The organism is Saccharomonospora piscinae, assembly GCF_005862235.1.
Lineage (GTDB): Bacteria > Actinomycetota > Actinomycetes > Mycobacteriales > Pseudonocardiaceae > Saccharomonospora > Saccharomonospora piscinae.
On record NZ_VCEK01000001.1, the window covers coordinates 481,854 to 506,175 of the forward strand.

Here is a 24,322-nt window from a genome sequence, read left to right on the forward strand (position 1 = left end):
TTTCATTCGGGCGGGCACACCGCTCAGTCCTGGCCGGACTCCTCCAGCCGCTCCCGCCTGCCGAGCAGCGAGTGCCGCCGACCGTAGGCGAGGTACAGCAGCACTCCCAGCGCCATCCAGGCGAGGAAGCGCAGCCAGGTGAGCACGGTCAGGTTCAGCATCAGCCACACGCAGGCGACGATCGCGAGAACGGGCACCAGCGGGACCAGCGGCACCCGGAACCCCCGGCGCAAGTCGGGGCGTTTGCGCCGCAGCACGAGCACTCCCGCCGACACCAGCACGAACGCGAACAGCGTCCCGACGTTCACCATCTCCTCGAGCCTGCCCGCGTCGAAGAAGGTGGCGGCCACGGCGACGACGATGCCGACGAGGATGTTGACGCGCACCGGGGTGCCCCGGCCGCCGGTGCGGGCCAGTGCCCGTGGGAGCAGCCCGTCGCGGGACATCGCGAACAGCACTCGTTGCTGGCCGAGCAGCAGGACCAGCACAACGGTGGTCAGACCGGCCAGCGCACCGAGCGAGATGATGTTGGCGGCCCAGTCGACCCCGTTGAGCGAGAACGCCGTGGCGAGAGTCTTGCGGCCCGCCGGTTCGGCCTCGGTCGCCAGTTCCGTGTAGGGAACCATGCCGACGACCACCAGGGAGGTCGCCACGTAGAGCAGCGTGACGATCGCCAGTGAACCGAGGATGCCGCGCGGCACGTCGCGTTGCGGGTTCCGGGTCTCCTCGGCTGTGGTGGCCACGACGTCGAAGCCCAGAAACGCGAAGAACACGAGTGACGCGCCCGCGAGCAGGCCGAACCCGCCGTAGACGCTGCCGGAGCCCCCGGCCAGCAAGGAGAACAGTGACTGCTCGACACCGGCTCCCACCTCGTCGCCCTCGGCCGCGGGCGGGATGAACGGCGTGTAGTTGTCCGGGCTGAGGTAGGCGAGCCCGAGGACGATGACGAACAGGATGATCGCCACTTTGAGCGCCGTGATGACGAAACTGAACCGCGACGACAGCTTCGTGCCGAGCGTCAGCACCGTCGCCAGGACGGTGACCAGCAGCAGCGACCCCCAGTCGAGGCCGACACCGCCGACGCTCACGGTGGTGGCGATGCCCTCACCGCCGAGCATCGCCAGCACGTCCTCCAGATAGATCGACCAGCCCTTGGCCACCGCGGCGGCGGCCACGGAGAACTCCAGTATCAGGTCCCAGCCGATGATCCAGGCGAGGAACTCGCCGAAGGTGGCGTAGGAGAAGGTGTAGGCGCTGCCCGCGACGGGCACGGTGGAGGCGAGTTCGGCGTAGCACAGCGCCGCGAGCGCGCACGCGGTCCCGGCGAAGACGAAGGCGAGCGCCACCGAGGGCCCGGAGATGTCGCCCGCCGTGCGCGCGGTCAGCGTGAAGATCCCGGCACCGATCATGACGGCGACGCCGAAGACGATCAGGTCCCACGCACCGAGGTTGCGCCGCAGCCGGGTTCCCGGCTCGTCGGTGTCCGCGATGGACTGTTCGACGGTCTTGGTCCGCCAGATGCCGCTACCCGGCACGGTCCCTCCCTGTCACGCCTGGGTCGGCGAACGGCCCGCACACCGCGCCGGTCTCATCGTGACCCACCGGCAGTCGCCCTGCCACTCGCGCAGGAGGACGGGTCGCCTTGCCGGTGCCGTCACGGTTCGGGCACGGGAACGGTGAGTCCGGTCTTGACCGCGTCGAGCACGGGCAGGGTCTCGTAGCGGCGCACGTTCTCGTCGGACATGAACAGCCGGTCCGACAGGGCGCGACAGTCGTGCAGGCTCGCGGTGACCAGCACGACGACGTAGTCCCACTGCCCGGCCAGTTCGTAGCACTGCTGCACGCGGGGCTCGGCCTGCATGCGGGCGCGAAAGGCCGCGTGGTGCTCCGCCGATTCCCGGTCGAGGGTCACCAGGACCACGGCGAGGGTGGTGGAGCCGAGCGCGTTCGGATCGAGCAGGGCGACCTGGCGGGTGAGTACGCCCGCGGCGCGGTAGCCGCGGAGCCTGCGCTGGACCGCGCTCGGCGAGAGGCCGACCTCGTCACCGAGATCGCGCAACGTGCGCCCGGCATCCTCCTGCAGCAGCCGCAGCAGCCGGCGGTCGAGGTCGTCCCAGCTGGAAGTCACGCAAATATGTTGCGTGAGAGCGACACATTTTTCAATCGCGATCACCGCCCCGCGTCCTACCGTGAACGCGCTTGACGAGTCGGATGAAGTCGTGCCGTGGAGGACAGCGGCACCGAACGGGAACGAGGTGGGGCGATGAGCACGGTACTGGTGATCGGCGCGGGGGACATGGGCGAGCGGCTCGCGGCCGGGCTGGCGGGACACGCGGCAGTCCGGCGCCTGCTGCTGACCGGCCGGTCCGAGGCCACCGTGACCGACGCGGCGGTGACCGTCGCGAGTGGACACGACTGTCTCGTGGAGCCGCTGGTGCTCGACGCCGCCCGCACGGACGACGTCGCGTCCCTGTTGGCATCCCGCGCGCCCGACCTCGTCGTGCTGTGCGCCTCGCGGCGCGGCCCGTGGGAGCTGATCGACCGGCGCGACGCGGCTGCCGAGGCCGTCGGCTCGGCCGGGCTCGCCCTGCGCCTGCCCTACCAGCTCGCGGTACCACTGGCCGTGATGCGGGCCGTGGAGCGAACCGGGTACTCGAACCCGGTCGCCAACCTGTCGTTTCCCGACCTGACGGGGCCGGTGCTGGCCGCGCTGGGGCTCGCGCCCACCCTCGGACTGGGCAACGCCGGAATGATCCAGCTTCGCGCCCGCGCCGCCTGGCGTGCCGAGCATCCGGAAGCCCCGGCCCCGCCGTTGATCAGGGTGATCGCCCACCACGCGCAGGTGTTCGACGTGATGCGCGCCCGCCCACCCGCGCGCCGCGACGAGCGCGCCCGGATCTACCGGGACGAGTCAGGCTGGCGCGACGACGACCTCGGGTACCGGGCTCCCGCGCTCGAACCGGGCGTGCGGTACAACCACGCCACCGCCGCGGCGGCGTTAGCCGCACTCGGGGCACTGCTGCCCGGAGCACGGCCACTGCGGTGCTCCACGGCCGCTCCGCACGGGCTGCCCGGTGGCTATCCCGTCCGCATCGCGGATCGCACCGTCAGCCTCGATCTCCCCGCCCACGTCCCGGTGGCCGACGCCCTCGCGTTCAACCAGCGGAGCGGGCGCGGTGACGGCGTCGAGCGCATCGACGCCGACGGCACCGTCCACTTCACCGCGGCAGCCCGTACGGCGGTCGCCGGCATCGCCGCCGAGCTCGCCGATCCACTGCGGGTCGACGCACTCGACGCCAGGGCCGCACTCCTCGACGAGGTACTCCGCAGACCGCAGCCGCAGCCTGCGTAGCCGTGTCCGCACCTCCCGTAGCCGTGTCCGCACCTGATGGCGTCGAATCCGCGTACAACCCGCGAGATCGGGGGTATCCGTAGGTCGGCGAGCAAACGAGAGGCGGGGAGCGCTCATGGGTACACCACTGGTTGTGATCACGGGAGCCTCCACGGGGATCGGCAGGCAGCTCGCCCACGAGTTCGCCCGGCACGGCTTCGACCTCGTCCTCACCGCCGACGACGACCTGCTCGACACCACGGTCGAGGAGGTCGGCGCACGAGGCACCCGGGTGCGGGGCATGCGCGCCGACCTCGCGACCTACGCGGGCACCATGGAGCTGGCGGAACGCCTCGACGCGCTGGAGCGCCCGGTGGACGTGCTGATCCTCAACGCGGGGGTCGGCGCGGGCGGCCCGTTCGCCGGGCAGACGTCGCTGCACGACCAGCTCCGGGTCGTGGACCTCAACGTGGCGGGCACCGTCCATCTGGCCAAGCGGCTGCTTCCCTCGATGGTGGAACGCGGCAGCGGGCGGCTCGTGGTGGTGTCGTCGACGGTGGCGGGCCTGCCCGGGCCGTACCAGGCCACCTACAACGCGTCCAAGGCGTTCGTGTCGTCGTTCGCCGCCGCGATCGCCGTGGAGTTGCGCGGCACGGGCGTCACCGTGACCACGGTGCTGCCGGGCCTGACCGACACCGAGTTCTTCGCCCGCGCCGGGCTGCGCAACACCAAGCTCGGCGCGCTGTCGTTCAAGGACGACCCGGTGCGGGTGGCCCGGCAGACCTACGCCGCCGTCGTGGCGGGCCGGGCCCACGTCGTCACCGGCCCGGCCTACAACTGGCTGTTCGTCCTGGCGGGACGGCTCCTGCCGGACCGTCTGCTCGCCCGCGTACACCGGGTGTTCTCGGCTCCCGGCTCGGCACGGGATCCGGTCGTGGGATAGCGGCTCATCGCGCTTCGGCACAGTTGATCAGCACGGCATGTATGCCAACACACGTTGACACTCCTTGGGCAGCTGCCTACCGTCGATACCAACAGGCGTTGACCAACGCTTGTTGCGTCACTGGTTCGGCTCCGAAGGAGTGTTCGCCATGGAGATCGTCAACGACAGGCTCGCCGTCCCGGCAAAGCTGGTCTCCCCGAACGGAAACGGCTACCTGCTGCTCGCGGGCGAGGTCGGGGGATGGCTCGGCCTGCTCCCGACCCGGCGCCGCCGCACCCGGCGGATCGCGGCCCGGATCGCGGCCGTGGCCCACCGGCTGGCCGCGGACCCCGCCGTCGAGCAGGTGACCGTGTTCCGTGCCGCGTTCCGGCCGCCCGGCGAGGGACGAGAGATCCTCGACCGGCGTGGCCTGCGGCACGCTCGGTACGACGTGGTGGTCCTCGTACGCGCCGGTACACCCGACGCCGCCGTCGGGCTCCGGCAGCACCCGGCCATGCGGGAACTCGTCACCACGCTGACCGGTTCGGCGCACCGGGTCCACGAGTTCGCCGCGCGCAACGGCGCGCGCATCGCCGAGGTGGACGCCGACGCCGATCACGCGTTCCTGTTCAACTACTTCTACGCCGACGACCCGGACGTGCTCCTCGGCGTCTGGGAGTACACGGCGGGCTGGTTCCAGCGGAAGACCTCACTGCCGAACTCGACCCTGCTGCAACCACTCGACGGCGAGGGCGGGGAACACGGAATCGTCAACTACGCCAGCTGGCCGACGTGGCGCACGTTCCTGCCGAGCCTGCTGCTGCGCCCCGGTTTCCGTAGCTTCGTGCTCGCCAACTTCAGGGCCAACGGTGTCGCCGCCCAGCCCGTCATCTACCGCCGCGTCGCGAACGTCACCGGGTAGCGCCCACCATGTCCAGGTAGCGGCGGGCCGAACGCTGGACGACCTCGCCGCCGCCGGAGGGGACCACCGCGTCCCACCACGCCCCGTAGACAGCTTCGAACGAGTACGGCTCCAGCAGGCGCGCGGCCTCACGCACCACGTCCGGCCGCTCCGGGATCAGGTTCGGATAGCTGTACATGAACCCGACGTGGGTGCGGTCCGGAATCACCTGCACGATGTCACCGCTCAACAGCGCGCCCGCGCCCTGTTCGCCGTCGCGCCAGTGCAGTACCGTCCCGCCCGCGAAGTGAACGCCGAGGTTCAGCAGGGTCAGCCCGTCGGCGAGTTGATGGGTGCGCCCGTTCCAGAACTTGATCGCCGGATCGGGCCGGGCCACCCACTGCCGGTCGTTCTCGTGGAGGATCACCGGCACGTCGAAGGCGTGACTCCACTCCACCATCGTCGTGTAGTAGTGCGGGTGACTGATCGCGATGGCGGTGATGCCGCCGAGGTCACGCACCGACGCGACCAGGTCGTCGTCGAGATAGCCGGCACAGTCCCACAGCACGTTGCCGGTTTCGGCCCGGACCAGCAGCGCCCGCTGACCGATGCCGAACGACGGGCGCGAACCGATGCCCACCAGGCCGGGGCCCTGCTGCTCCACCCGGCCCGTGTACTCACCGGCCCGCAACGTCGCGAGGTCCGTCCAGCGCTGTCCCTCGCGGGGAACGTACTGGCGCTCGTCCTCGCACACCGGGCAGTCCGCGCGTGGCCGGGCGTACTGCGTTCCGCACGTCACGCACAGGGGAAGGTGATCGGACACGTCGGTACCTCGGTTTCCGGGTAGCAGGGCGGGCTGCGCCCAATCTAGTACGACACGCCCGGTCGCCGGTATCCCCGCGGGACGCCTCCCCCGAAGCGCACCGCGGGTACCGACGGTGTCCGAACCGGACGCCGCGGCGGCCGCACTGGTCTGCGCACCCGGCCGGTCCCGCCGCCCGCACCACTGGTTCCCCCACACGGGCGGCGGGATCGGACAGTGTGTTCGCCGTCCCCTCCCACCGGCGAACACCGGCGCGGCTCGGTGAAGACCAGGACCTCACCGCGACCACCGACAGCCTAGGCACCGCCGCGCAAGCCCGATGTCAGGTGTTCACCCGACATCCCCGGCGCCGCTTCGGCCCTAGTTTCACGGACAGCCGTTCTCACGAGGGGGAGTCATGTCCAGGTCGATCGTCGGTGCGTGCGCCACGGTGCTGCTGCTCGGGGCCTGCGCCTCGCCCGGTACGGAGCCGGACCCCGAACCGGAACGCACCGTGCCGGACTCGTCGGCGCTGCAACGCCTGGCCGCCACGGAGGTCTGCGGGCTGCTCGGCGACGAGGTCCTCGACGAGACGTTCGGGCCGGCGGACAGGGAGCGGGAGGGAATCCGCCGGGGCCGCGCTCCGGTGTCGCTGTCCTTCACGTGTACCTACGACGGCGACGGGTTCCCGACCGTCTCCACCGACCTGAGCACCGTCCGCCGCACGGAGTCCGAGCAGGAGGCCGTGGAGCGCGTCTTCGTCGACCACACGCGCCAGGACGGTGCTGAGGGCGACCACGAGCCGGTGCCCGGTCTCGGCACGGCGGCGGCGTTCGGCCGCGACGCGACGCTGGGCGCCGCGGTCAGCGCGTGGACGCTCGGAGTGGCCTTCACCGAACGGGACGAGCGCCTGCTGCTCACGGTCTCGGTCACCGGGCGCGCGGAGCGGGAACAGCTGACAGCGCTGGCCGAGGAGTTCCTGCGGAACCTGGACACCACGCTCGGCTAGCACGAACCAATACTGGGGGTAGGGATGTCACTGACCGTCCACGAGGACCAGATCGCCGACTTCGGGCTGTACCTGAGCACCGAGGCCGCGCACGTCCTCCCGAAAATCGAGCAACTCGCCCGGGACGAGGGCATGAGCGACCACGGGTTCAACGGACTGCTCGAACCACTCGGTGAGATCGTCAACGGCGAGGCGTCCGTGCTGGTGGGAACCGCGTTCAGCCTGATGCAGCGCAAACTCTGCGAACTCGGCGACGCGCTGATCGACGTGGCCGGGGAGTACGGGCACGTCGAGGAGGACAACCGCTCGCTCATCGAACGCAACGGCCTCAGCGGCGACACCGACGAGGACATCGGGACCGGCACCGGCTACGGGTACGGCGACAACTACGACCGGCACACCGAGCTGGGCACCTCGAAGTTCCACTACACCGAGCTCGACATCACCGACATCGGCAGGGACGACACGAGCTACTCCGACGACCTGGACACGGGTGGGGTCCTCAGCGTCCTGGACTGGATCTGGACCGAGTTCGATGTGGACGGCGGTAAGGGCTTCACCGACTCGCTGATCTCACCGCTGGCGGGAAACTACAACAGTATCGCGGCCAACGGCGACGCATGGCGCAACGTCGGGACGAACTTCGGACTGCTGGCCGCGAACCTGGGAAGCAACGCCGCGACGCTGGCCGCCGAGCACTGGGAGGGCGAGGCCGCGAGCGCCTTCGAGCAGTTCGTCGACGTGTTCTGGCAGAAGGGAGCGGTCTGGGCGGGTGAGCAGCTCGGCGAGTTCGTGGCCCAGGGCTTCGAGAAGATCTCCGAGGTCTCCCAGCGGATTGCCGAGATCGCCATCGACGCGATCAACGTGATCATCAAGACCGCCCGACGCATCGCCACGAAGGCGGTGCCCGTGATCGGCTGGGCGTGGACGGCCATCGAGAGCGCGAGCAAGTGGGTCGGCAAGGTGTTCGGCGTCGACATCGACGACCTCTACGACGACATCGTGGACATCATCGACACCGCCAAGGCGGTCTTCGCGCTGTTCGAGTCCATCGAAACCATCGTCTCGACCATGGAGGAGTACTTCGCCACCCTCCAGGAACTCGTCGCGACCGTCGAGACGATCCCGGAGATCGGCAGTCTCTCCGACGCGGCGTCCACCGCGGGCACCATCACCGAACACGCCGACGCGCTGGGTGAGCAGAAGGAGTCCATCGAGGAGGAGTCGGACAAGGCCGACGACGCGCTCGCGGAACTCGACGATCTCGCCAACGAGGCCGAGGAAAAGGCCAGCTGAGCCATCCGACACCGTCAGGAGGTCGTGCCATGCAGTACCTGTCCCAGGGTGGGGTTTCCTCCCTCGAGACGAGCCGCGCGGCGTGGGAACTCGACGCGCGCGTCGACCAGGCGTTCCGGCGGGCCCGCGAGGCCCGCCAGCAGATGCAGGACGCCGAAAGCCGCCTCGCGGCGAAGTCCGCACCACCCACGGACGAGGAGATCGAGCGGATCCGGCTCTTCGTACTCGGCCACGCCAGGACCCCGGAGTGGGAGCGGGTGATCGAACTGATCAACCGGGGCCTGCTGAGCTGGCGGGAGGTCACCGACGGGCTGGCCACCGGGCGGCTGGACCACCGTGTCGCGGCGGCGTTCGACTCGCTGTCGAAGGTCCCGCCCGCGAGTGAGGCTGCGCTGGCCGAGATCGGGGTGATCCGGACCGAGCCCGCCGACGACGAACCCGAACCACCCACGCCGGGCAGGCCGGTGGCGCGTGGCCCCCGCGAGGACGACGAGGAGTCGTTCTTCGACGACCCCCTCGCCAGGGGGCGCTAAGAGAGCCCCTAACCCGCCTCTTCGATCATTCCGACCCTGCCGGGGACTGACTCCCGGTAGCCTCCTCCCCACGCGTGGTGAGACACGGAGTGGGCGGGCGAGGTGGAACGGACCGGGGAGTCGGTGCGGCGGCTGGGGCGGTTCGGCCGCCGGTACGCTGCTGCCCTGCGCCTGGCGATCCTCCTGCCGCTCGGCACCATCGCGCTGCTGCGGGCGGGCCCCGCCCACCTGCCCGCCACGGTGCTGGTCGTCGCTGTCGTGGTGCTGTGGACCGCGGCGTACTGCTGGTGGTCGGCGAGGTCGGAAAGCCCGGCGCCGGTGGTCGCCGACGTGCTCGTCCTGCTCGCCGTGTCGTCCAGCGTCCTCGTCACCGACGCGGTCGAGGACGTCAACGTCGGCTGGCTGCGGCTGCTGATCACCTTCGCGTGCGTGGCCTGGCAGTGGCACACCCCGCCGCTGACGGGTGGCCTCGCGGCGCTGGTCAGCTGCGGCGGGCTGGTCGCGGTGGTCGCGCTGGCCGGTGGAGAGGCACCGCTGCTGCGTTCGGTGGCCTGGGCGGCGATGGCCGCGCTGCTGTCCCGGGCCAGCTGGACACTCGTGCGGCGCGCCGCCCGGCGCGCCGACCGCGCCGCGGACGAGGCCGCGCTGGCACGCCGGGAGGCCCTCGTCGCGACGGCCGTGCGTGCCGAGGAACGCGACCTGGCCACCGCGCTGCACGACACGGCGGCCACCACCCTGCTGATGGTGGGCACCGGCCAGGTGTCCGGCTCGGCCGAGTGGCTTCCCGGCCAGGCTCGGCGTGACCTCGACCGGCTGCGCTCCGATCCCGGCCACGCCACCGGGCACACGGACCTCGTCGATCTGGTGCGCACCGGCCTGGCCACCACGCGACTGCGTGTCGACTTCGACGCGCCACCGTCGCTGCGGGTGCCGTCCGGGGTCGCCCGCGCGATCGCCGACGCGGCCGGTGAGGCGCTGGCCAACGTGCGCCGCCACGCCGGAACGGACGAGGCCACCGTCCGCCTGACCGGGGACACCACCGGGTTGCGGCTCGACATCGTGGACAAGGGCGCCGGTTTCGACACCGCCGACGTCGCGGTCACCCGGCGCGGGCTGCGCGAGTCCGTCCATGGCCGCCTGAGCCGCATCGGCGGCTGCGCCACCGTGACCTCGGCCCCGGGCGAGGGCACCGTCGTCGAGCTGGCCTGGAGCGCGCGGCATGACTGACACCGGTGGGGCGGAGATCCACGCGGCTCTGTGGCGCGGGCTGCGGATCGCGGTGCTGCTCGTCGCCGTCGTGGTGCTCGCGGGGCTGTCGCTGCCCAACCTGGTCCGCAGGATCGACACCTACGAACCGTCCACCGCACAGTGGATCTCCTTCGCGGCGCTGGCCGCCGTGCTGGCCGTCGAGGCGGTCCTGGTCGTCGGCGGGCGTACCTGGGCCCGCCTGCGCGTGCCCGCGATCGCCCTGGTGCTCGCCGCGTCCGCGCTGTCCTACGCCACCCTCCCCGATGGCAAGACGTCCACCGCCGTGGACTGGGTCTTCGGGGTCGCGAACTGGGTCGGCCTGGTCGTCCTGCTCGACCGCCCGCTCCGGACGTTGCTGGCGTTCCTCGCCGCACACGAGGTGACGGCCGTGGTGAACCTGGTGGTCTCCGACGAGGTGAGCCGGGCCGCGGTACTGCGGCTGGCCACCGGCTCGGTCAGCGTCCTCGGCTACCCGCTGTGCGCGGCGGTGGTGACCACGGCACTGCACCGGATCGCCACCTCGTCCGCCTCGGCGCGGCAGGAGGCCGACCGGGTGCGCACCGAGGAGGCCGTGGCCGTGGAGACGCACCGCCGCAGGCGGCAGCGGCTCGCCGAGCTGTCCGCGACGACGACGCCGCTGCTGGAGGGGCTGGCCCGAGGGGACCTGTCCCCGGAGGACGCGGCGGTGCAACGGCGCTGTGCCATCGAGGCGGCCCGGATGCGGCGTCTGTTCGCCGAGGTCGACGCGGTGCCCGACCCGCTGCTGCACGAGATCCGCCACTGCGCCGACATCGCCGATCGCAAAGGGGTGCTCGTGGAACTCGACAGCCGGGGGAAGTGGCCCACACCGCCGCTCGCCGTGCGACGGGACCTCACCGAACCCGCGCTCACCGCGCTCGCCACCGCGTCGAGCACCGCCCGCGTCACGGTCACAGGAGACGCGGAGCTGGTGTCGGTCAGCGTCGTCGCGGACTGCGGCACGCTCGACGTCGCGGACCCGGCGACGCCCGGTGTGCGGGTGGAGTCGTTCACCGACGAGGACACGACCTGGATGGAGGTCAGATGGCAGCCGATCCGGCGGCAGACGCTGTCACGGCAGTGATCGTCGACGACCACGCGGCCATCGCCGCCGGTGTCCGGTACTGGTGCGAGAGCGCGGTCCCGCCGATCGTCCTCGTGGACGCTGAGGCCAGCCTCGCGGGGGTCTGGACCGGTCCGGGAGCGGCGGCCGACGTGGTCATCTTCGACCTGGAACTGGTGCCGGGCAAGCCGGAGTTCGGGGAGCTGCGGCGACTGGTCGACAGCGGGCGCAGGGTGGTCGTCTACTCCCAGCACTCCGACAACGCCACGGCCATCAAGTGCGTCGATCTCGGCGCGCTCGCCTACCTGACCAAGCGCGAGGGACAGGAGCATCTGGTGCCCGCCATCCGCGCCGCCGCCGGCGGCTCCTCCTACACCGCACCGTCCCTGTCCGGCGCCCTGATGTCCGACGACACACCCGACCGGCCGCGGCTGTCTCCCCGGGAGATCGAGGTGCTGCGCGCCTGGTTCGCCTCGGCCTCGAAACGGCTGGTCGCGGCGAAACTGCATCTCACCGAGAAGACCGTCGACACCTACATCTCCCGGGTCCGGGCGAAGTACGCCGGGGTGGGCCGGACCGCGAGTACGAAGAGCGAACTGGTCAGCCGCGCCCTTGACGACGGGCTCATCACGCTGGCCGAACTCAACGAGACGAACGCCGGCTGACCACCCGCCCGAGCCTATGCGCGGCCACCGCAGGCCCGCAGCATGTCGCGGGCGCACTCCACCAACTCGGCCCGGGTGAGTACCGGCCCCGCACCGGCGACGGCGTCGAACAGCATCCCGTCGAACCAGGCGACGAGCATCGCCGCGTGCCGCCGGGGGGTGTCCGAGCCGAGCGAGACGACCACCTCGGCCGCGCGGTCCCGCAGCCGGGCACCGCCCCGGTCGTACACGGCGCGCAGGCCGGGCCGCCGGTCGGCCTCCAACGCCAGCTCGTACCGGGCCAGTGTCCGCGAGCGCCCCGCCGTGATGCTGTGGTGCAGCAGGGCGGCGAGAGCCAGGGCGAGTTCGTCGACGTCAGGGGCACTGTGGTCGACATCGAGTTCGGTGTGCTCGACGTCGAGTTCGACGATGCGCCCGAACGCCAGCTCGACCAGCGCGCCGCGCGTCCGGGCGTAGTAGGAGGTCGAGCCCGCCGGGAGACCGGCTTCGCTGTCGACGGCGCGGTGAGTGAGCCCGCGCAGCCCGTCGCGTGCGACCACCTCGATCGCGGCGTCACCGAGGCGGGCCACTCGTGCTGACGTCGGCATCCCGCCAGTGTAGACACGGGCTCTACGGACGTAGAGTACTGTGCGCTCTACAGACGTAGAGGAGTGGCAACGTGCGCACAGCGATCGTCATCGGCGGCGGTATCGGCGGACTCAGCGCGGCGATCGGGCTGCGCAAGGCGGGGTGGCAGGCCACCGTGGTGGAACAGGCGCCGGAGCTCACCGCGGTGGGCGCCGGGATCACGTTGTGGCCCAATGCCGTGCGCGCGCTCGACGAGCTCGGACTCGGCCCCGCGCTCCGGCCGCTGCTCACCACCCAGCCCCCGGCGGCGATCCGCGACCGGCGCGGTCGGGTCCTGATGGAGTTCGGCGGCGCCTCCCTCGAACAATTGCTCGGGAAGCCGCTCGTCGCACTGCACCGCGCGACGCTGATCGCGCTGTTGCGCGACGCGCTGCCCGCCGGGTCGCTACGCACCGGTGCGGAAGTGGCCGCGGTGAGCAGGGACGGTGAGATCACCTACCGCGACGGGACCGGTGAGCGCGCGGACCTCGTCGTCGGTGCCGACGGGATCAACAGCACGGTGCGCGCGTCACTGTGGCCGGAGCACGCGGCGACCGTCTCCGCCGGGTACTCGGCCTTCCGCGCGGTCACCCGGCCCCGTCCCGGCATCACACTCGGCACCACGCTAGGGCCGGGCACGGAGTTCGGCACCGTGCCGCTGGTGGACGGCGACCTCTACTGGTACGCCTCACTGGCCGCGCCGACAGGCCAGGCACCCGGCGACGTCAAAACGTTTCTGCGCCAGCACCTGCGGGACTGGCCGCAGCCACTGCGCGCGCTGGTCGACGACACGCCCGCCGACGCGATCCTGCACCACGAGCTGCGCGTCCTCCGGCGCCGTCTCCCCCACTACGTCACGGGCCGCGTGGCGCTGCTCGGCGACGCCGCCCACGCCATGACACCGTTTCTCGGCCAGGGCGGCTGCCAGGCCATCGAGGACGCCGTCGTGCTGGCGGCCTCGCTGGCGGGCGGCACCGACACCGCCGACGCGCTCGCCCGTTACGACCGGGAGCGCAGACCGCGTACCCGCGCGATCGTGGCGGACTCGGCCAGGATGGGCGCGCTCCACAACCGGCCCCGAAACCCGCGGCTGATCGCCGTGCGCAACGCGATCCTGCGCGGAGTGCCCGCGTCCGTGACGACGCGGCTCGCCGCGCGGCCGGTCCGCTGGAGCCCGCCGCCCATCACGCCGCGCTGACCGCGGGCCCGCTCACCGGGGCAGCGGAGGCGGGGTCGGGACCGCACCCGTGGGGGCGGGACCGCTGGGAAGCGAGGTGTCCACAATGGTCGCCCTCGGCTGCGCGGGCACGTCGGGCTCGTCGGGCAGCACCGACTGCGCGACCTCCGCGCCCTTCAGCCCGCCCACCAGCGCCCCGGCCACCCCGCCGATCACCGATCCGGCCGGGCCGGCGCCCGAGCCGAACAGCGCGCCCGAGGCCGCACTGCCGAGCGTGCTGCCCAGCAACGTGCCCGCCGTGGTGCCCGCGATACCGCCCACGGTTCGCACCCCCGCCTCGGTCCAGCTCTGCCCACCCTGCGAGGCGTTCCACGCCTCGATCCCGGCGGTGAGGCCACTGCCCACGAACGGAGTCGCCTTGAGGGCCTTGGTGAGCGCGCCCTCCGAGATCCCGGCCTTGGCCGCGATGTCCGACAGTCCCGCCGACTGCGGGTGCGCGGCCAGTGCGGCCCGCACCTCGTGGGGCAGTCCCGCGGTGTACCGGTCGTAGTCGCTGATCAGCTTCCGGTACTTCGACACGTCGTCGCCCGCCTCCTCGGCCTGCCGGATGAGCTGGGCCTTCTCCGCCTCGCTGAGTGAGGCGATCTGGCCGGTCGACAGGCTGTTCAGCAGCGTGGACTCCCGGAGCACCGCGGCCCCCAGGTTCCGGAACGCGTCGAGTCGGTCGCTGTGGATGGACTGCGGCACGGCGACGATTCCCGCGACGGTCATCCCCAGGGGTGTGCCGATGACGTAGTCGTCGACCTTGCTGCCGTCGGCCGGGGCAAGCTCGGCGCGCAGCGTCTCGTGTGCGTCGTACTCCCGCTGGCGCGCGTCCCCCACCGTGTCGGCGCACTGGTTGAACAACGTCGCGAGCCGGTTGTACTCCTTCGCCTCGTCCTGCCACGCCCGCAGGGCCGCCTGGTAGTCGTTGATCCGGTCCGTGGCGTGCGCCGATCCCACCGGAGCGATGCCGGGCTTCGGCCCCGGCGGCTGCGGCGGCAGGATGAACGGCTCCTGCACGGTGAGGCCACCCGCGGTCGCGGTGGCGAGGGTGTCCGCCATCGTGTCCTGCACGCCCGTCAGCGCGGCGGCGAACTCCGTGAGCGCGCGCATCGCCTCCTGGCAGGTGAAGGCCAGGTCGTCGGCCGTCCGGGTGGGCTGGTGGGCCTCCGCGTCGAACGCCTGGTGGGCCGGACCCTCCCAGCCCGACTCGGCGGTGCCGCGCGCGTACCGGCTCTGGTCCCCGGCTTTCTGCACCCAGCCCGCGTAGGCGTCCAGTGCCTCGGCGGCGGCCACGCACGACGCGGGTCCGCCGTGGACGAGGGTGTTCAGCGCAGTGGTCATGCTGTCGTCGCCTTCCTGCGGCGCGGAAGCCCTGTTCAGGCTTCGGGGTCGGGTGCGGTCTCGGTCGTGCGGTCGGGGGCGTCCTTCAGCGGATCGCCGCCCTGCTGGACGTGTTCGAGGTGGTACTGCGCGACGTAGCGCAGCTCGCCCTCGCTGGTGTTCTCGATGTCGGCGTAGCCGCCTGCGGCCACATGGACCCGGTCGCTGATCGCGTCGAAGGTCTCGGCCAGCGCCACCCCGACCGACAGCAGGCCCAGAATGGTGGACCCGACGTAGGCCGACGACGCTCCCGCGTCGGGCGCCGTGACGTCCACGGCCAGTCCCGTGTCGATCGACCCGGCTGCGGACTCCATCCCTGCCGCGGCCTGCCGCAATGCCTCCGGATCGGCGCGGAAACCCATCAGTTCTCCGTTCGGTGTCGGGGGAAGTCGGTGTCCCGGCGTTGCCCCGGCACGGCGGCGTCGACCGCCACGGTGCCGGCGCCGGTCTGGCTGACGATGTGGTCGAGCCGGTCCGCGCGGACCGACACCGCCGCCCTTCGTTGTCCCAGCTCGGCCCGCAGCCTGGCCAGCGAGGTGTAGGCGAGCAGGACCGGCTCGCCGCGCTCCCCCTCGGCCATCTCGACGGCGGGCCTGGTCGTGCCGACCGAGCCGGGGCGCACCGGCAGCCACAGCATCGAGGTGTCGGGAATCGCCGGGTCGATCAACGGCAGCGGCTCGCGCTCGTGGCGGTCCGGCTCGGGGTAGTGCACACCGCCGGGTGGGACGACGTCCACCGCGACGTACGGGCGGGGGTCGAGCCGCAGGCACGCCTCCCGGAGTTCGTCGACGCTCACCCGCACGAAGGGCTGGCCGGGCCCCCGGCACACCGCCACGGGCACGAACGCCGTGTACGCCCACACCACGAGGTCGTGGCGTGGCGTCTCATACACCTCGACATCGCCGCCCGGCAGCGTCAGCACGAACAGCTCGGTGCCACCGGCGAGTTCCAGCTCGTCGAGTGGTCGCAGCGCCCGCCGGTCGAACGGGCGCAGCGCACCGGGCGCGGCGGTGCGGGACCGGCCGGTCATGTCCGTTCCCTCGGGATCCACTCGCCGTCCAGCGGGTTGCCGGGTGGTTCCGGTTCGGATTCGGATTCGGCCTCGGGCTCGCTCGACTCGTCGTCCGCCGCTTCGGGCGGCTCGGGGGTGTCCGGCGCGGCGGGCTCACCCGACGGCGCGCTCGCGCCACCACCGCTGTCGGCCAGGTCGCTGATGACGCTGAGCCCCTGCCGCACCACGGCGATCGCCGCACCGGCGCCCTTGACGAGCGTCAGCAGGTTCTCGCCGCTGGCGAGCAGCTCGCCGAGCTTGGCCGCGATCCGGCCCGCGTAGTCGGCGGCGATTCCCACACAGCGCGGGATGGCCTCGGCGAGGCTGGCCCCGAAGGTCGCGGGCGCGGCGGCGATCGCCTGCGTCATGATCGGCACGATCGTCGCGACCGCTTCGGTGATCAGCCGGGTGGCGATGTCGAGCACCTGCGCGACCACCTCGCCCGCGGCGATCATCGCCTCCGCGTTGGTCGCCGCGCTCTCCGCGACCGAGAGCACCCCGTCGCTGAGCTGGAGTGCGGTGTCCAGGTAGTTCGCCTTGGCCCCGCCGGACCACTCGCTGGTCTGGCCTTCCACCGTCGAGCCGTAGTCCTCGGCGAGTGCCGCCGCGCCCCGTGCGGCGCCGTCGTGCTCGGTCGCGGGGCCCGACACCGAGTCCGGTTCGCCGCGCAACTGCCCGAGCGGCTCCTCCAGAAACGAGATCATCGGAGTGAGGAAGTCACATCCCGCCGAGGACAGCGCGGACAGCGGGCTCGACGTCGCCCCGAGCCCGCCGAGCGACACGGCGGGCTCGCCCGCGATCTCGGCCGATACCCACTGCCTGCCGCCGATCGCGTCCTTCGCGATCCGCAGCTCCGCGAGCGCCGTGCTGATCTCCACAGCCGACGGCTGGGCGTCGCCGGGCGCCCCGGGCTCGGCCGCCGGGGCCGGTGCGGTCGTCGGGTTCATCGGGTTCCCTCCGGGTGATCCGGTCCGAGCGCCGCCAGTCCGGCGGCGTGGGTCTCGTCCGAGTTCTGGTACTCCTCGGCCGCGCGTCGCATCGCCCCGCCGACCTTGTCGACGGTGCTGGCCGCGTGAGCGAACGCGCCCGCCGTGTCGGCCATCGCCGCGCCCAGCCCCGTGGCGACGAACTGGGCGAACGAGCCCAGTGACCGCCCCGCCAGCTCGCCGGGCAACGCCGCGCCGAGCGTGGACAACTCGTCGGCGTGCGCGGCCAGCCTGCCCGCGTGGGAGCGCAACTGTTCGACGTCGACCGTGTAGGACGCGGGTGCGCTGGGTGGCACCGCAGGATTCGGTGGAGTCATCGTGGGACCTCCGTGGGAGCGTGCTGGGTGAGCTGGGCCAGTGCGGCGCCGTCGCCGAGGTAGTCGGCCATCACCTCGGTCATCCGCTGGGTGGCGAGGCGCTGCGCCTGTCCGGTCGTGGCGAGGATGAGCGCGGCCAGTGCGTCGCATTCGAGTTTGCGGGCCGCGGGTGTGAGTGTCAGTCCGGTGAGCGCGCCCGCGGCGTTGACCGACACGGTGACCTCGCCCCGGGGCGAGCGCGCGCTCGCGCCGGTATCGCGCAGGCTCTCACTGGCGCGGCGCGCGCCGTCCGCCGCGTGTTCCAGCCGGTCGCGATAGCCGGCCAGCCACTGTGCTGCGTCCATGAGTGATCCCTTCTCTCAGGTCCGGGCCCGCGCCGCCGCGGCGCGGAGTTCGTGGACGAGTTCGCTGTGCCGCAGCGGATTGACGCTGACCCAGCCGCGATCGTCCTGGTGGACCCGGACCCGGCCGCTGGGGCTGTCCAACCACGACAGTTCGGGCCCACGCTCGGCGTGGCCGTTCCGGTAGCGGACGGTGCCGAGCTGCCCGCGTCCCGACACCGACGGCAGCAGCGTGAGCAACGCGTCGACCGCCGCCGGGTCACCGCCGCGCTCGCGCACCAGCGTGCGCACGCGCTGGTGCGGGGCCGCGGCGCCCGCCGTGTTCTCCAGCAACCGGATCGCGTCACCGACGACTCCGGGCGGCAGGGTGATCGGCATGGCCCTCGCCGCCCGGGTCGGCGGGACCAGCCCGGTGAACTCGTCGGTCAGCGCGACGGCCGTCACCGTCGTGACGCTGACCCGGCCCGGCACCCCGGCGAGCGACTGGCGGCACACCACCGCGCTCTCGCCGCGCACCAGCGCCACGGCACCGGTGACGGCGGCGTCCCCGGCCACGACGAGATCGAGCGTGCCGCGCTGGTCGCGCAGCGCGGCCACGAGGTCGGCGGCGAGCCCGGTCGGTCCCTGCCCCGTGGCCAGCCCCCGCTCGGCCAGCGAGCGCGCCGCGCCGGCCAGCAACGCCGTTCGTTCGCCCTCGATCCGGCCGAACGAGGGCACCCGCAACGGAAACGGCGGGCGCGTGCCCGCCTCGGTGGCGAGCAGGTCCAGTTCCACCAGATCGAGGGCGATCGCGCCCTCGGCGGCGTGCTCGGCGATGGTCGTCATGCCGGCCTCCCCGCCGAACCGTGCGCCGGGCGGCCACCGGGCGCCTCACGGGGTTCGCCAGACTTCCGCACGTCGTCGCCGGAACGCTCGTCGTGCTCCTGGTACCTCCGCTCGGCTTCGGCGAGCATGCGCTCGTACTCGCGCACCTCCCGCTCCGTCGCCTCGACCTCGCCCGCGAGCCCGGAACTGCCCGCCGCCTCACGCAGCCGCATCGCCAGGTGGACGGCCGGTGGCGCGGTGCCGAGCATCGGCAGCCGCTCGGCCAGCCTGCTCGCCGTGGTCACCAGGTCGGCGGTCAGGTCGCCGAGCTCGGCCAGCGTCGTGATCCGCTGCCCGAACAGGTCCAGTTCGAGATCGATGCCCTGGCCGTCCTTCATCGTTGCCCCTCCGGCGACAGGCCGATGACCGCTTCGCTGCCCGGTTCCTCGACGGTGAACAGGCCGTGATCGATCGTCGGCAGGTGGTTCTCGTGCTGCTGTTCGTCCGGCCCGCCCCGGGCCGCGCCGGGCGGGACCATGCCGCCCAGCACGCCGGGGCGTGCGGCTGCCGACTCGCTGGCGAGCTGCGCGGCGGTCGCGCCGGAGCCCGGAAACGGCATGGCCCCGACCCGCGCGCCCGGCCCGAGTGGGCTGCCCCCGGCGCCGGGCCAGGCCGCGTGTCCCTGCCCCTGCCCGGCGGCCGTGCCCGCGCCGCCGACGAGCGCACCCACGGCCGCGCCGCTGGCCGGGGGCGGCGTCGGCGCGCTACCGACCGTCGGGGCCGTACCCGCGAGAGGCTGCCCCGACGGCGCGTGCGACGGCGAGGTGGCTGTGGTCGCGGCGGCGGTGGTGGCGGTGCTGCTGCTCGGCAGCGTGGTGGCGGGCGGGATCGTGCCCCGGGCCTGGCCGATCAGCCGACTCGAGTCCGTGAGGCTCGATTCGTAGGTCCGCATCGCGCGGATCGCCTGCTGCTTCTGCGTTTCGGCGGTGTCAGCGCCGGCGTAGAAGCTGAACCCGGCCCCGCCCACCGCACCGAAGGTCGTGGCGGGGTCTGCGGTGGCCGTGTTCGACGGCATCCACCTCGTGATCGGGTTCGTCGCGGGCTGCGACTCCGCCGTGCTCGGCGCGGGCGCGGTGGTCATGCTCATCCAGCTGGTCACCGGGTCGGTCATCGGCGCGGCGGCCTCACCCGGTGGCGCCGGCATCGTGGCTCTGGCCCTGGCCAGCGCGTCCGCCGCGTGCTCCGCGGCCTGCTGCCCGGCGAACGCGAGCTCGGCGATCTTGTCCACCCGGTCCGCCAGCACGGCGAGCCTGCGCGCGGCCTCCTCCGCGCCCGTGCCCTGCCAGCTCTCGGCCAACGCGGCCCGCTGCTCGCGCAACACGTCGGCGTGGTTGCCGAGCGCTGCCCGATGTTCGGACCACTCCGCGGCGATGGTGCTGACGTCGGCGACGTCGGCGTCCTGCCACAGCATCTGGTACAGCTCCTCGTGGCTGTACGCGTCCCAGTTCACCCCGCCCTCGGGCGGTGCGGGCTCACCGAAGTACCGGTCCCATACCCCGGCCGCGCCCACCGCCGACGTCTCGCTCTCCACCCCAGACCCCTTTCACGACACCAGTTCCTCACCGGTGCAGCGATGATCACGACGGATGCGCACGGAGTAGAAGGTCACGAGGCGGCCATTTGTGGCCGGTACCGCTGACCAGGCAGAACGCGGTGACCGGCACAGCGGTGAGCCGGTTCGGCCTTGTGCCCACCGGGCCCGGGACCTACTGTGACGCGGACAACTTCTGACGATTGGACGCAGAAGATGGCTGATAACACGCAGAAGCATTCACGACGCCGGGTGCTGCGCGGCGCGGGCACGGTCACCGCGGCCGGAATCGCCGCGCTGTGGGCGTCCGGCACCGCCAGCGCGGGGCCCCCGGCCCGCGGAGCCAGGCCCGTGCCGCCCGGCAAGATCGGCTTCGGGCTCTACTCGGTGCGCGACATGCTGGCCGAGGACCCCGAGGGCACCCTCGCGATGCTGGGCGAGGCGGGCTACGCCGAGATCGAGCCCGCCTACGACTACGGCAACCGCACCCCCGCCCAGTTCCGGCGCATCGCCGACGACAACGGCCTGCGCGTGATCGGCAGCCACCACCACCCCGGCGACTTCCGGGGCGACGCCGCCGAGGTGACCCTGGAGCGGGCCGCCGTGCTCGGGCAGAAGTACGTGGGCGTGTCGTACATGGACGGCGAGCAGTCCCACGACGGCTATCTCCGCATGGCCGAGGAGATGAACCGGTTCGGCGAACGGGCCCGCGCCTGGGGCCTTCGCTGGTACGCGCACCTGCACGACCACGAGTTCCACCCGGACCCGGACACCGGACGGACCCTGTTCGACGTGTGGCTGCACAACACCGATCCCGCCCTGGTGGCCTACGAACTCGACCTGTACTGGATTCTCGCGGCGAGCGTCGAACCCGGGCCCTACCTGCGGGCCCACGAATCCCGGTTCCCGCTGCTGCATCTCAAGGACGGCACTCCCACCGCAGGCGTCGAGACCGACCTCGGCGACGGCGATGTCGACTTCGCGAGCATCCTCGCCAACCTGTCCCACCCTGGCGCGCACCACTTCGTCATCGAACGCGACGAACAACCGCACCCCGTGCGGACCGCGAACCGGTCGTACGACTATCTGCGCGGCCTGCGCATCAGCCCGAGACGGTAGCCGGCTTACCCGCGAGCAGGAGGTTCCACGATGCGACACCGTCCCCGGCCGCTGTCCCGCCGCCACCTGCTCGCGGGCACCGCCGCCCTGACGGCGGGCCTTGTGGCCGTCCCGTCGGTCGCCGCCGCGCGGGGCAGCGCGCCGTCCGCCGATGACCTCGGCCGCCACGCCCGGCGGGCCCGCCGCACCTACGACGCGCTCCAGCACCACTTCCACGACCCGGGCACCGGGCTCTACCTGGAGACCTATCCCCGCACCGAGGCCAACCCCTGGTCCTACGTCTGGCCGTTCTCGCAGGCGCTCGTCGGCACGCAGGTGCTGGCGGGGATCCGCGGCCACCACCGCCGCTACGCTCCCGACGTCGCCGCGCGGTTCGCGGCGCTGGAGTCATACTGGAACGCCGGAACCGAGCCGCCCGGCTACGACTCCTACGTCCGCCCGCCGCTGGGGCACGGCGGAGACAAGTTCTACGACGACAACGAGTGGAACGCCCTCGCCTTCATCCAGCGCCACCTGATGTCCTCGGGCGGCGACCGCGCGGCGCTGACCCGCGCGGCGGAGATCTTCGACCTCGTCGTCCACGGCTGGGACACCGACCCGGACCATCCCTGCCCCGGCGGGGTCTTCTGGACACAGGCCGACTGGAGCCGCGACCGCAACACCGTGTCCAACGCCCCCGGCGCCGAGGTGGGACTGCACCTCTACCTGCTCACCGGCGAGCGCTACTACCTCGACTGGGCACTGCGCATGTACGAGTGGGTCCGCGGCTGCCTGCTGGCACCCAACGGGCTCTACTGGGACAGCATCCGGCTCGACGGCTCGATCTGGGAGGCGCAGTTCTCCTACAACCAGGGCGTCATGATCGGCGCGGGCGCGCTGCTGTACCGCGCGACCGGCGAGCCCGAGTACCTGGACCAGGCGCGCGACACCGCCACGCGGGCACTGGCCCACTACGCCGCCGACGACCGGTACTTCACCCAGCCCGCCCGGTTCCACGCGATCTTCTTCGCCAACCTGCTGCGACTGGGGACACTGCGTCCCGACCCCGCCTACTACGACGCCATGCGCGCCTACGCCGAGCAGGCCCGCGCCCGCGTCCACGATCCGGACACGGGCCTCTACCGATTCACCGGCGACGACCCCGTGCTGCTGCTGGAGCAGGCGGGCATGCTCCGCATCGAGGCCATGCTCGCCTGGCACCCCGACGACCACGCCATGCTGACCTGAGTCGCCGCCCGGTGGGTCAGCGGCCCGCGTCGCGCTCCTTGAGACGGGCCGCTTTCCGGCGGACCTCGGCCTGCGTGGCGCGTTCCCGCTGGAGCCACTCGGGCATCTCCGCCTTCAGCGCGGTGATCTCCTCCGTGGTGAGCGGGTCGGTGACGCCGCCGCGCGCGAGTCCGCTCAGCGAGACGCCCAGCCGCGCCGCGACGACCTGCCGCGGGTGCGGACCGTCGCGCCGCAGATCCTGCAACCACTGCGGCGGGTCGGACTGCAGGGCGTTCAGCTCGTCCCGCGAAACGACGCCCTCCCGGAACTCCTCCGGCGTCGCGGGCAGGTAGACGTTCAGCTTCTTCGCCGCGGTCGCGGGCTTCATGGTCTGCGAGGTCTTGCGCGAGGTCATGCGTCCAGGGTAACGACAGCGCCCGCGCCACCCGCGCCCGCGAGCGGTAGCCTGGCGTCGTGCCAGGCTCGGACGATTCGCCCTCCTTCACCCTCGCCTACGTTCCCGGGGTGACGCCCGGAAAGTGGGTGCGCACGTGGCACGAGCGCTCACCCGAGGTCCCGCTGACGCTGGTGCAGGTGACCGCCGCCGACGCGGCCGAGCGGGTCCGGGCCCGCGACACCGACGCGGTGCTGTTGCGGCTGCCCACCGACCGGTCGGGCCTGCACGCCATCCCCCTCTACACCGAGACCACCGTGGTCGTCGTGCCGAAGGACCACGTCGTGACGGCGGCCGACGAGGTGAGCCTTGCCGACCTGGCCGACGAGCTCGTGCTGCATCCCCTCGACGACACCCTCGACTGGGAACGGCCGCCGGGACGGTCCGCGCTCGAGCGGCCCGCCACCACGGGCGACGCCGTGGCGCTGGTCGCGGCCGGAGTGGGGCTGCTGGTCGTCCCCCAGTCGCTCGCCCGCCTGCACCACCGGCGCGACCTCACCTACCGCCCGGTGGCGGACGCCCCGCAGTCACGGGTCGCGCTGGCGTGGCTGGAGGACGAGACCACCGACCTGATGGAGCAGTTCATCGGCATCGTCCGTGGCCGCACCGTCAACAGCACCCGGGGACGCAGGCCTGCGGAACCCGCGAAGTCCAGCCTGCCCGCTCGGCAACAGAGCAAGCAGCCCAAGGCCACCCCGCGCCGCGGGGGTCCGCGGCGACAGCCCGGTGGGAAGGGCGGGCGCCGCCGAGGACCCCGCCGCCGCTCGTAGCGCTCAACTCCTCGCGTACCTGGTCAGCACCACTCCACCGGGAAACGTCCGCGTCTCCACCAGGTCGAGTTTCACCCGGCTGTCCAGCGTGGTGAAAAACGGCGTGCCGTCGCCCACCAGGACCGGATGGGTGACGATCTCGTACTCATCGACCAGGCCGGCCCGCATCGCCGCCCCGGCCAGCGTCGCACCACCGACCCTCATCGGCCCGCCGTCCTCGGCCTTGAGCCGGGTGATCTCGGCGATCGCGTCGCGGGTCACGACGCGGGTGTTCCGGTCGACCTCGTCGATCGTCGTGGAGGAGAACAGCACCTTCGGCGTGTCCCGCCAGTTCCGCGCGAACTCGATCTCCGCCGGAGTGGCACCCGGCTGCTGGTCACCGGTCTGCCAGTAACTCATCGTCTCCCACAGCCTGCGCCCGTACAGGAACGACTCGATCGCCCGCTCCTGCTCGAGCCACCACTGGAACAGCTCGTCACTCGGCTCGCTCCAGCCAAGGTCGCCGTCGGCCGCGGCGATGTAGCCGTCCAGGCTCAGGTTCATGCCGTAGATCAGTTTCCGCATGGCGCCGTCCTCCCCAGAACCAGTGTCTCCGCTCACCCGCCGGACGCCAACACGGCCGACTCCGTCCGGGACACGGCCACCCTTCACCGCCGAGCGGAGCGTCCGGCAGCACACCGGAGCTCC

Annotated in this window: 28 protein-coding genes; 13 read left to right on the forward strand and 15 right to left on the reverse strand. The window is 72.3% G+C overall.

The window, feature by feature from the left end:
• Positions 1-23: 23 nt before the first annotated feature.
• Entirely contained in the window at positions 24-1,535 is a 1,512-nt protein-coding gene (locus FFT09_RS02275) for an amino acid permease (protein ID WP_081190027.1), read from the reverse strand.
• A gap of 119 nt (positions 1,536-1,654) precedes the next feature.
• The gene (locus FFT09_RS02280) at positions 1,655-2,128 is read right to left on the reverse strand and encodes an Lrp/AsnC family transcriptional regulator (RefSeq protein ID WP_208544339.1); all 474 of its coding nucleotides are present in this window, start codon (positions 2,126-2,128) and stop codon (positions 1,655-1,657) included.
• A 135-nt stretch (positions 2,129-2,263) separates the two neighbouring features.
• Here FFT09_RS02280 and FFT09_RS02285 point away from each other — a divergent pair, with 135 nt between their 5' ends.
• From FFT09_RS02285 to FFT09_RS02295, 3 genes are all read left to right on the forward strand, one after another.
• Complete coding sequence (locus FFT09_RS02285; RefSeq protein ID WP_138381672.1) at positions 2,264-3,352, forward strand: hypothetical protein; 1,089 nt, start codon at positions 2,264-2,266, stop codon at positions 3,350-3,352.
• Positions 3,353-3,467: 115 nt separating this feature from the next.
• Positions 3,468-4,274 carry an SDR family NAD(P)-dependent oxidoreductase gene (locus FFT09_RS02290; RefSeq protein WP_024874061.1) on the forward strand — a complete coding sequence of 269 codons (807 nt, stop codon included), beginning with the start codon at positions 3,468-3,470 and terminating at the stop codon, positions 4,272-4,274.
• A gap of 148 nt (positions 4,275-4,422) precedes the next feature.
• On the forward strand, positions 4,423-5,175 hold the full coding sequence (locus FFT09_RS02295; protein WP_138381673.1) for a hypothetical protein: 753 nt from the start codon (positions 4,423-4,425) through the stop codon (positions 5,173-5,175).
• Here FFT09_RS02295 and FFT09_RS02300 read toward each other — a convergent pair.
• Entirely contained in the window at positions 5,165-5,977 is an 813-nt protein-coding gene (locus tag FFT09_RS02300) for an MBL fold metallo-hydrolase (protein WP_138381674.1), read from the reverse strand. The genes FFT09_RS02295 and FFT09_RS02300 overlap by 11 nt on opposite strands.
• Positions 5,978-6,374: 397 nt before the next feature.
• Here FFT09_RS02300 and FFT09_RS02305 point away from each other — a divergent pair, with 397 nt between their 5' ends.
• The 6 genes from FFT09_RS02305 (at position 6,375) to FFT09_RS02330 (ending at position 11,788) form a co-directional block, all read left to right on the forward strand.
• Positions 6,375-6,965: a hypothetical protein gene (locus tag FFT09_RS02305; RefSeq protein WP_138381675.1), complete on the forward strand. Its 591-nt coding sequence runs from the start codon at positions 6,375-6,377 to the stop codon at positions 6,963-6,965.
• 24 nt (positions 6,966-6,989) lie between these two features.
• The gene (locus tag FFT09_RS02310; RefSeq protein ID WP_138381676.1) at positions 6,990-8,261 is read left to right on the forward strand and encodes a hypothetical protein; all 1,272 of its coding nucleotides are present in this window, start codon (positions 6,990-6,992) and stop codon (positions 8,259-8,261) included.
• Between the two features lie 29 nt (positions 8,262-8,290).
• Positions 8,291-8,794 carry a hypothetical protein gene (locus FFT09_RS02315; protein WP_138381677.1) on the forward strand — a complete coding sequence of 168 codons (504 nt, stop codon included), beginning with the start codon at positions 8,291-8,293 and terminating at the stop codon, positions 8,792-8,794.
• 102 nt (positions 8,795-8,896) lie between these two features.
• A complete protein-coding gene (locus tag FFT09_RS02320) occupies positions 8,897-10,021 on the forward strand; it encodes a sensor histidine kinase (protein WP_138381678.1) in 1,125 nt (374 codons plus the stop codon).
• Positions 10,014-11,144 carry a hypothetical protein gene (locus FFT09_RS02325; RefSeq protein ID WP_138381679.1) on the forward strand — a complete coding sequence of 377 codons (1,131 nt, stop codon included), beginning with the start codon at positions 10,014-10,016 and terminating at the stop codon, positions 11,142-11,144. Before FFT09_RS02320 ends, FFT09_RS02325 begins: the two co-directional genes overlap by 8 nt.
• The gene (locus tag FFT09_RS02330) at positions 11,105-11,788 is read left to right on the forward strand and encodes a response regulator (protein WP_138381680.1); all 684 of its coding nucleotides are present in this window, start codon (positions 11,105-11,107) and stop codon (positions 11,786-11,788) included. Before FFT09_RS02325 ends, FFT09_RS02330 begins: the two co-directional genes overlap by 40 nt.
• Before the next feature lie 14 nt (positions 11,789-11,802).
• Here FFT09_RS02330 and FFT09_RS02335 read toward each other — a convergent pair whose 3' ends face one another.
• Positions 11,803-12,375: a TetR/AcrR family transcriptional regulator gene (locus tag FFT09_RS02335; protein WP_138381681.1), complete on the reverse strand. Its 573-nt coding sequence runs from the start codon at positions 12,373-12,375 to the stop codon at positions 11,803-11,805.
• Between the two features lie 71 nt (positions 12,376-12,446).
• Here FFT09_RS02335 and FFT09_RS02340 point away from each other — a divergent pair, with 71 nt between their 5' ends.
• Complete coding sequence (locus FFT09_RS02340; protein WP_138381682.1) at positions 12,447-13,592, forward strand: FAD-dependent monooxygenase; 1,146 nt, start codon at positions 12,447-12,449, stop codon at positions 13,590-13,592.
• Between the two features lie 12 nt (positions 13,593-13,604).
• On the opposite strand, the gene FFT09_RS02345 is transcribed toward FFT09_RS02340, so the two are convergent.
• Genes FFT09_RS02345 through FFT09_RS02385 form a run of 9 tightly spaced genes read right to left on the reverse strand, consistent with a single transcriptional unit; the run spans position 13,605 to position 20,086 of the window.
• Positions 13,605-14,957 (reverse strand): hypothetical protein, encoded by a 1,353-nt coding sequence (locus tag FFT09_RS02345; RefSeq protein WP_138381683.1) that lies wholly within the window; start codon positions 14,955-14,957, stop codon positions 13,605-13,607.
• Positions 14,958-14,992: 35 nt separating this feature from the next.
• A complete protein-coding gene (locus FFT09_RS02350; protein WP_081190013.1) occupies positions 14,993-15,358 on the reverse strand; it encodes a hypothetical protein in 366 nt (121 codons plus the stop codon).
• Complete coding sequence (locus FFT09_RS02355; protein ID WP_138381684.1) at positions 15,358-16,026, reverse strand: SAV_915 family protein; 669 nt, start codon at positions 16,024-16,026, stop codon at positions 15,358-15,360. Before FFT09_RS02355 ends, FFT09_RS02350 begins: the two co-directional genes overlap by 1 nt.
• Positions 16,023-16,994, reverse strand: a complete 972-nt coding sequence (locus tag FFT09_RS02360; RefSeq protein ID WP_244231179.1) for a hypothetical protein — start codon at positions 16,992-16,994, stop codon at positions 16,023-16,025. Before FFT09_RS02360 ends, FFT09_RS02355 begins: the two co-directional genes overlap by 4 nt.
• The gene (locus FFT09_RS02365; RefSeq protein WP_138381685.1) at positions 16,991-17,350 is read right to left on the reverse strand and encodes a type VII secretion target; all 360 of its coding nucleotides are present in this window, start codon (positions 17,348-17,350) and stop codon (positions 16,991-16,993) included. Before FFT09_RS02365 ends, FFT09_RS02360 begins: the two co-directional genes overlap by 4 nt.
• The gene (locus FFT09_RS02370; protein ID WP_081190009.1) at positions 17,347-17,694 is read right to left on the reverse strand and encodes a YbaB/EbfC family nucleoid-associated protein; all 348 of its coding nucleotides are present in this window, start codon (positions 17,692-17,694) and stop codon (positions 17,347-17,349) included. Before FFT09_RS02370 ends, FFT09_RS02365 begins: the two co-directional genes overlap by 4 nt.
• Before the next feature lie 15 nt (positions 17,695-17,709).
• On the reverse strand, positions 17,710-18,516 hold the full coding sequence (locus FFT09_RS02375) for an ESX secretion-associated protein EspG (protein ID WP_138381686.1): 807 nt from the start codon (positions 18,514-18,516) through the stop codon (positions 17,710-17,712).
• Positions 18,513-18,893 carry a hypothetical protein gene (locus FFT09_RS02380; RefSeq protein ID WP_138381687.1) on the reverse strand — a complete coding sequence of 127 codons (381 nt, stop codon included), beginning with the start codon at positions 18,891-18,893 and terminating at the stop codon, positions 18,513-18,515. The genes FFT09_RS02375 and FFT09_RS02380 overlap by 4 nt, the downstream gene beginning before the upstream one ends.
• Positions 18,890-20,086 carry a hypothetical protein gene (locus FFT09_RS02385; RefSeq protein WP_138381688.1) on the reverse strand — a complete coding sequence of 399 codons (1,197 nt, stop codon included), beginning with the start codon at positions 20,084-20,086 and terminating at the stop codon, positions 18,890-18,892. The genes FFT09_RS02380 and FFT09_RS02385 overlap by 4 nt, the downstream gene beginning before the upstream one ends.
• Positions 20,087-20,302: 216 nt before the next feature.
• Here FFT09_RS02385 and FFT09_RS02390 point away from each other — a divergent pair, with 216 nt between their 5' ends.
• Positions 20,303-21,205 (forward strand): sugar phosphate isomerase/epimerase family protein, encoded by a 903-nt coding sequence (locus FFT09_RS02390; RefSeq protein ID WP_138381689.1) that lies wholly within the window; start codon positions 20,303-20,305, stop codon positions 21,203-21,205.
• 30 nt (positions 21,206-21,235) lie between these two features.
• A complete protein-coding gene (locus FFT09_RS02395) occupies positions 21,236-22,432 on the forward strand; it encodes a glycoside hydrolase family 76 protein (RefSeq protein ID WP_138381690.1) in 1,197 nt (398 codons plus the stop codon).
• Positions 22,433-22,448: 16 nt separating this feature from the next.
• Here the strand turns inward: FFT09_RS02395 and FFT09_RS02400 are convergent, their stop codons facing one another.
• Positions 22,449-22,826 carry a DUF5997 family protein gene (locus FFT09_RS02400; protein WP_138381691.1) on the reverse strand — a complete coding sequence of 126 codons (378 nt, stop codon included), beginning with the start codon at positions 22,824-22,826 and terminating at the stop codon, positions 22,449-22,451.
• Between the two features lie 59 nt (positions 22,827-22,885).
• On the opposite strand from FFT09_RS02400, the gene FFT09_RS02405 reads away from it, so the two are divergent.
• Complete coding sequence (locus FFT09_RS02405) at positions 22,886-23,635, forward strand: LysR substrate-binding domain-containing protein (RefSeq protein WP_138381692.1); 750 nt, start codon at positions 22,886-22,888, stop codon at positions 23,633-23,635.
• Between the two features lie 3 nt (positions 23,636-23,638).
• Here FFT09_RS02405 and FFT09_RS02410 read toward each other — a convergent pair whose 3' ends face one another.
• On the reverse strand, positions 23,639-24,199 hold the full coding sequence (locus FFT09_RS02410; protein ID WP_138381693.1) for a dihydrofolate reductase family protein: 561 nt from the start codon (positions 24,197-24,199) through the stop codon (positions 23,639-23,641).
• Positions 24,200-24,322 lie beyond the last annotated feature (123 nt).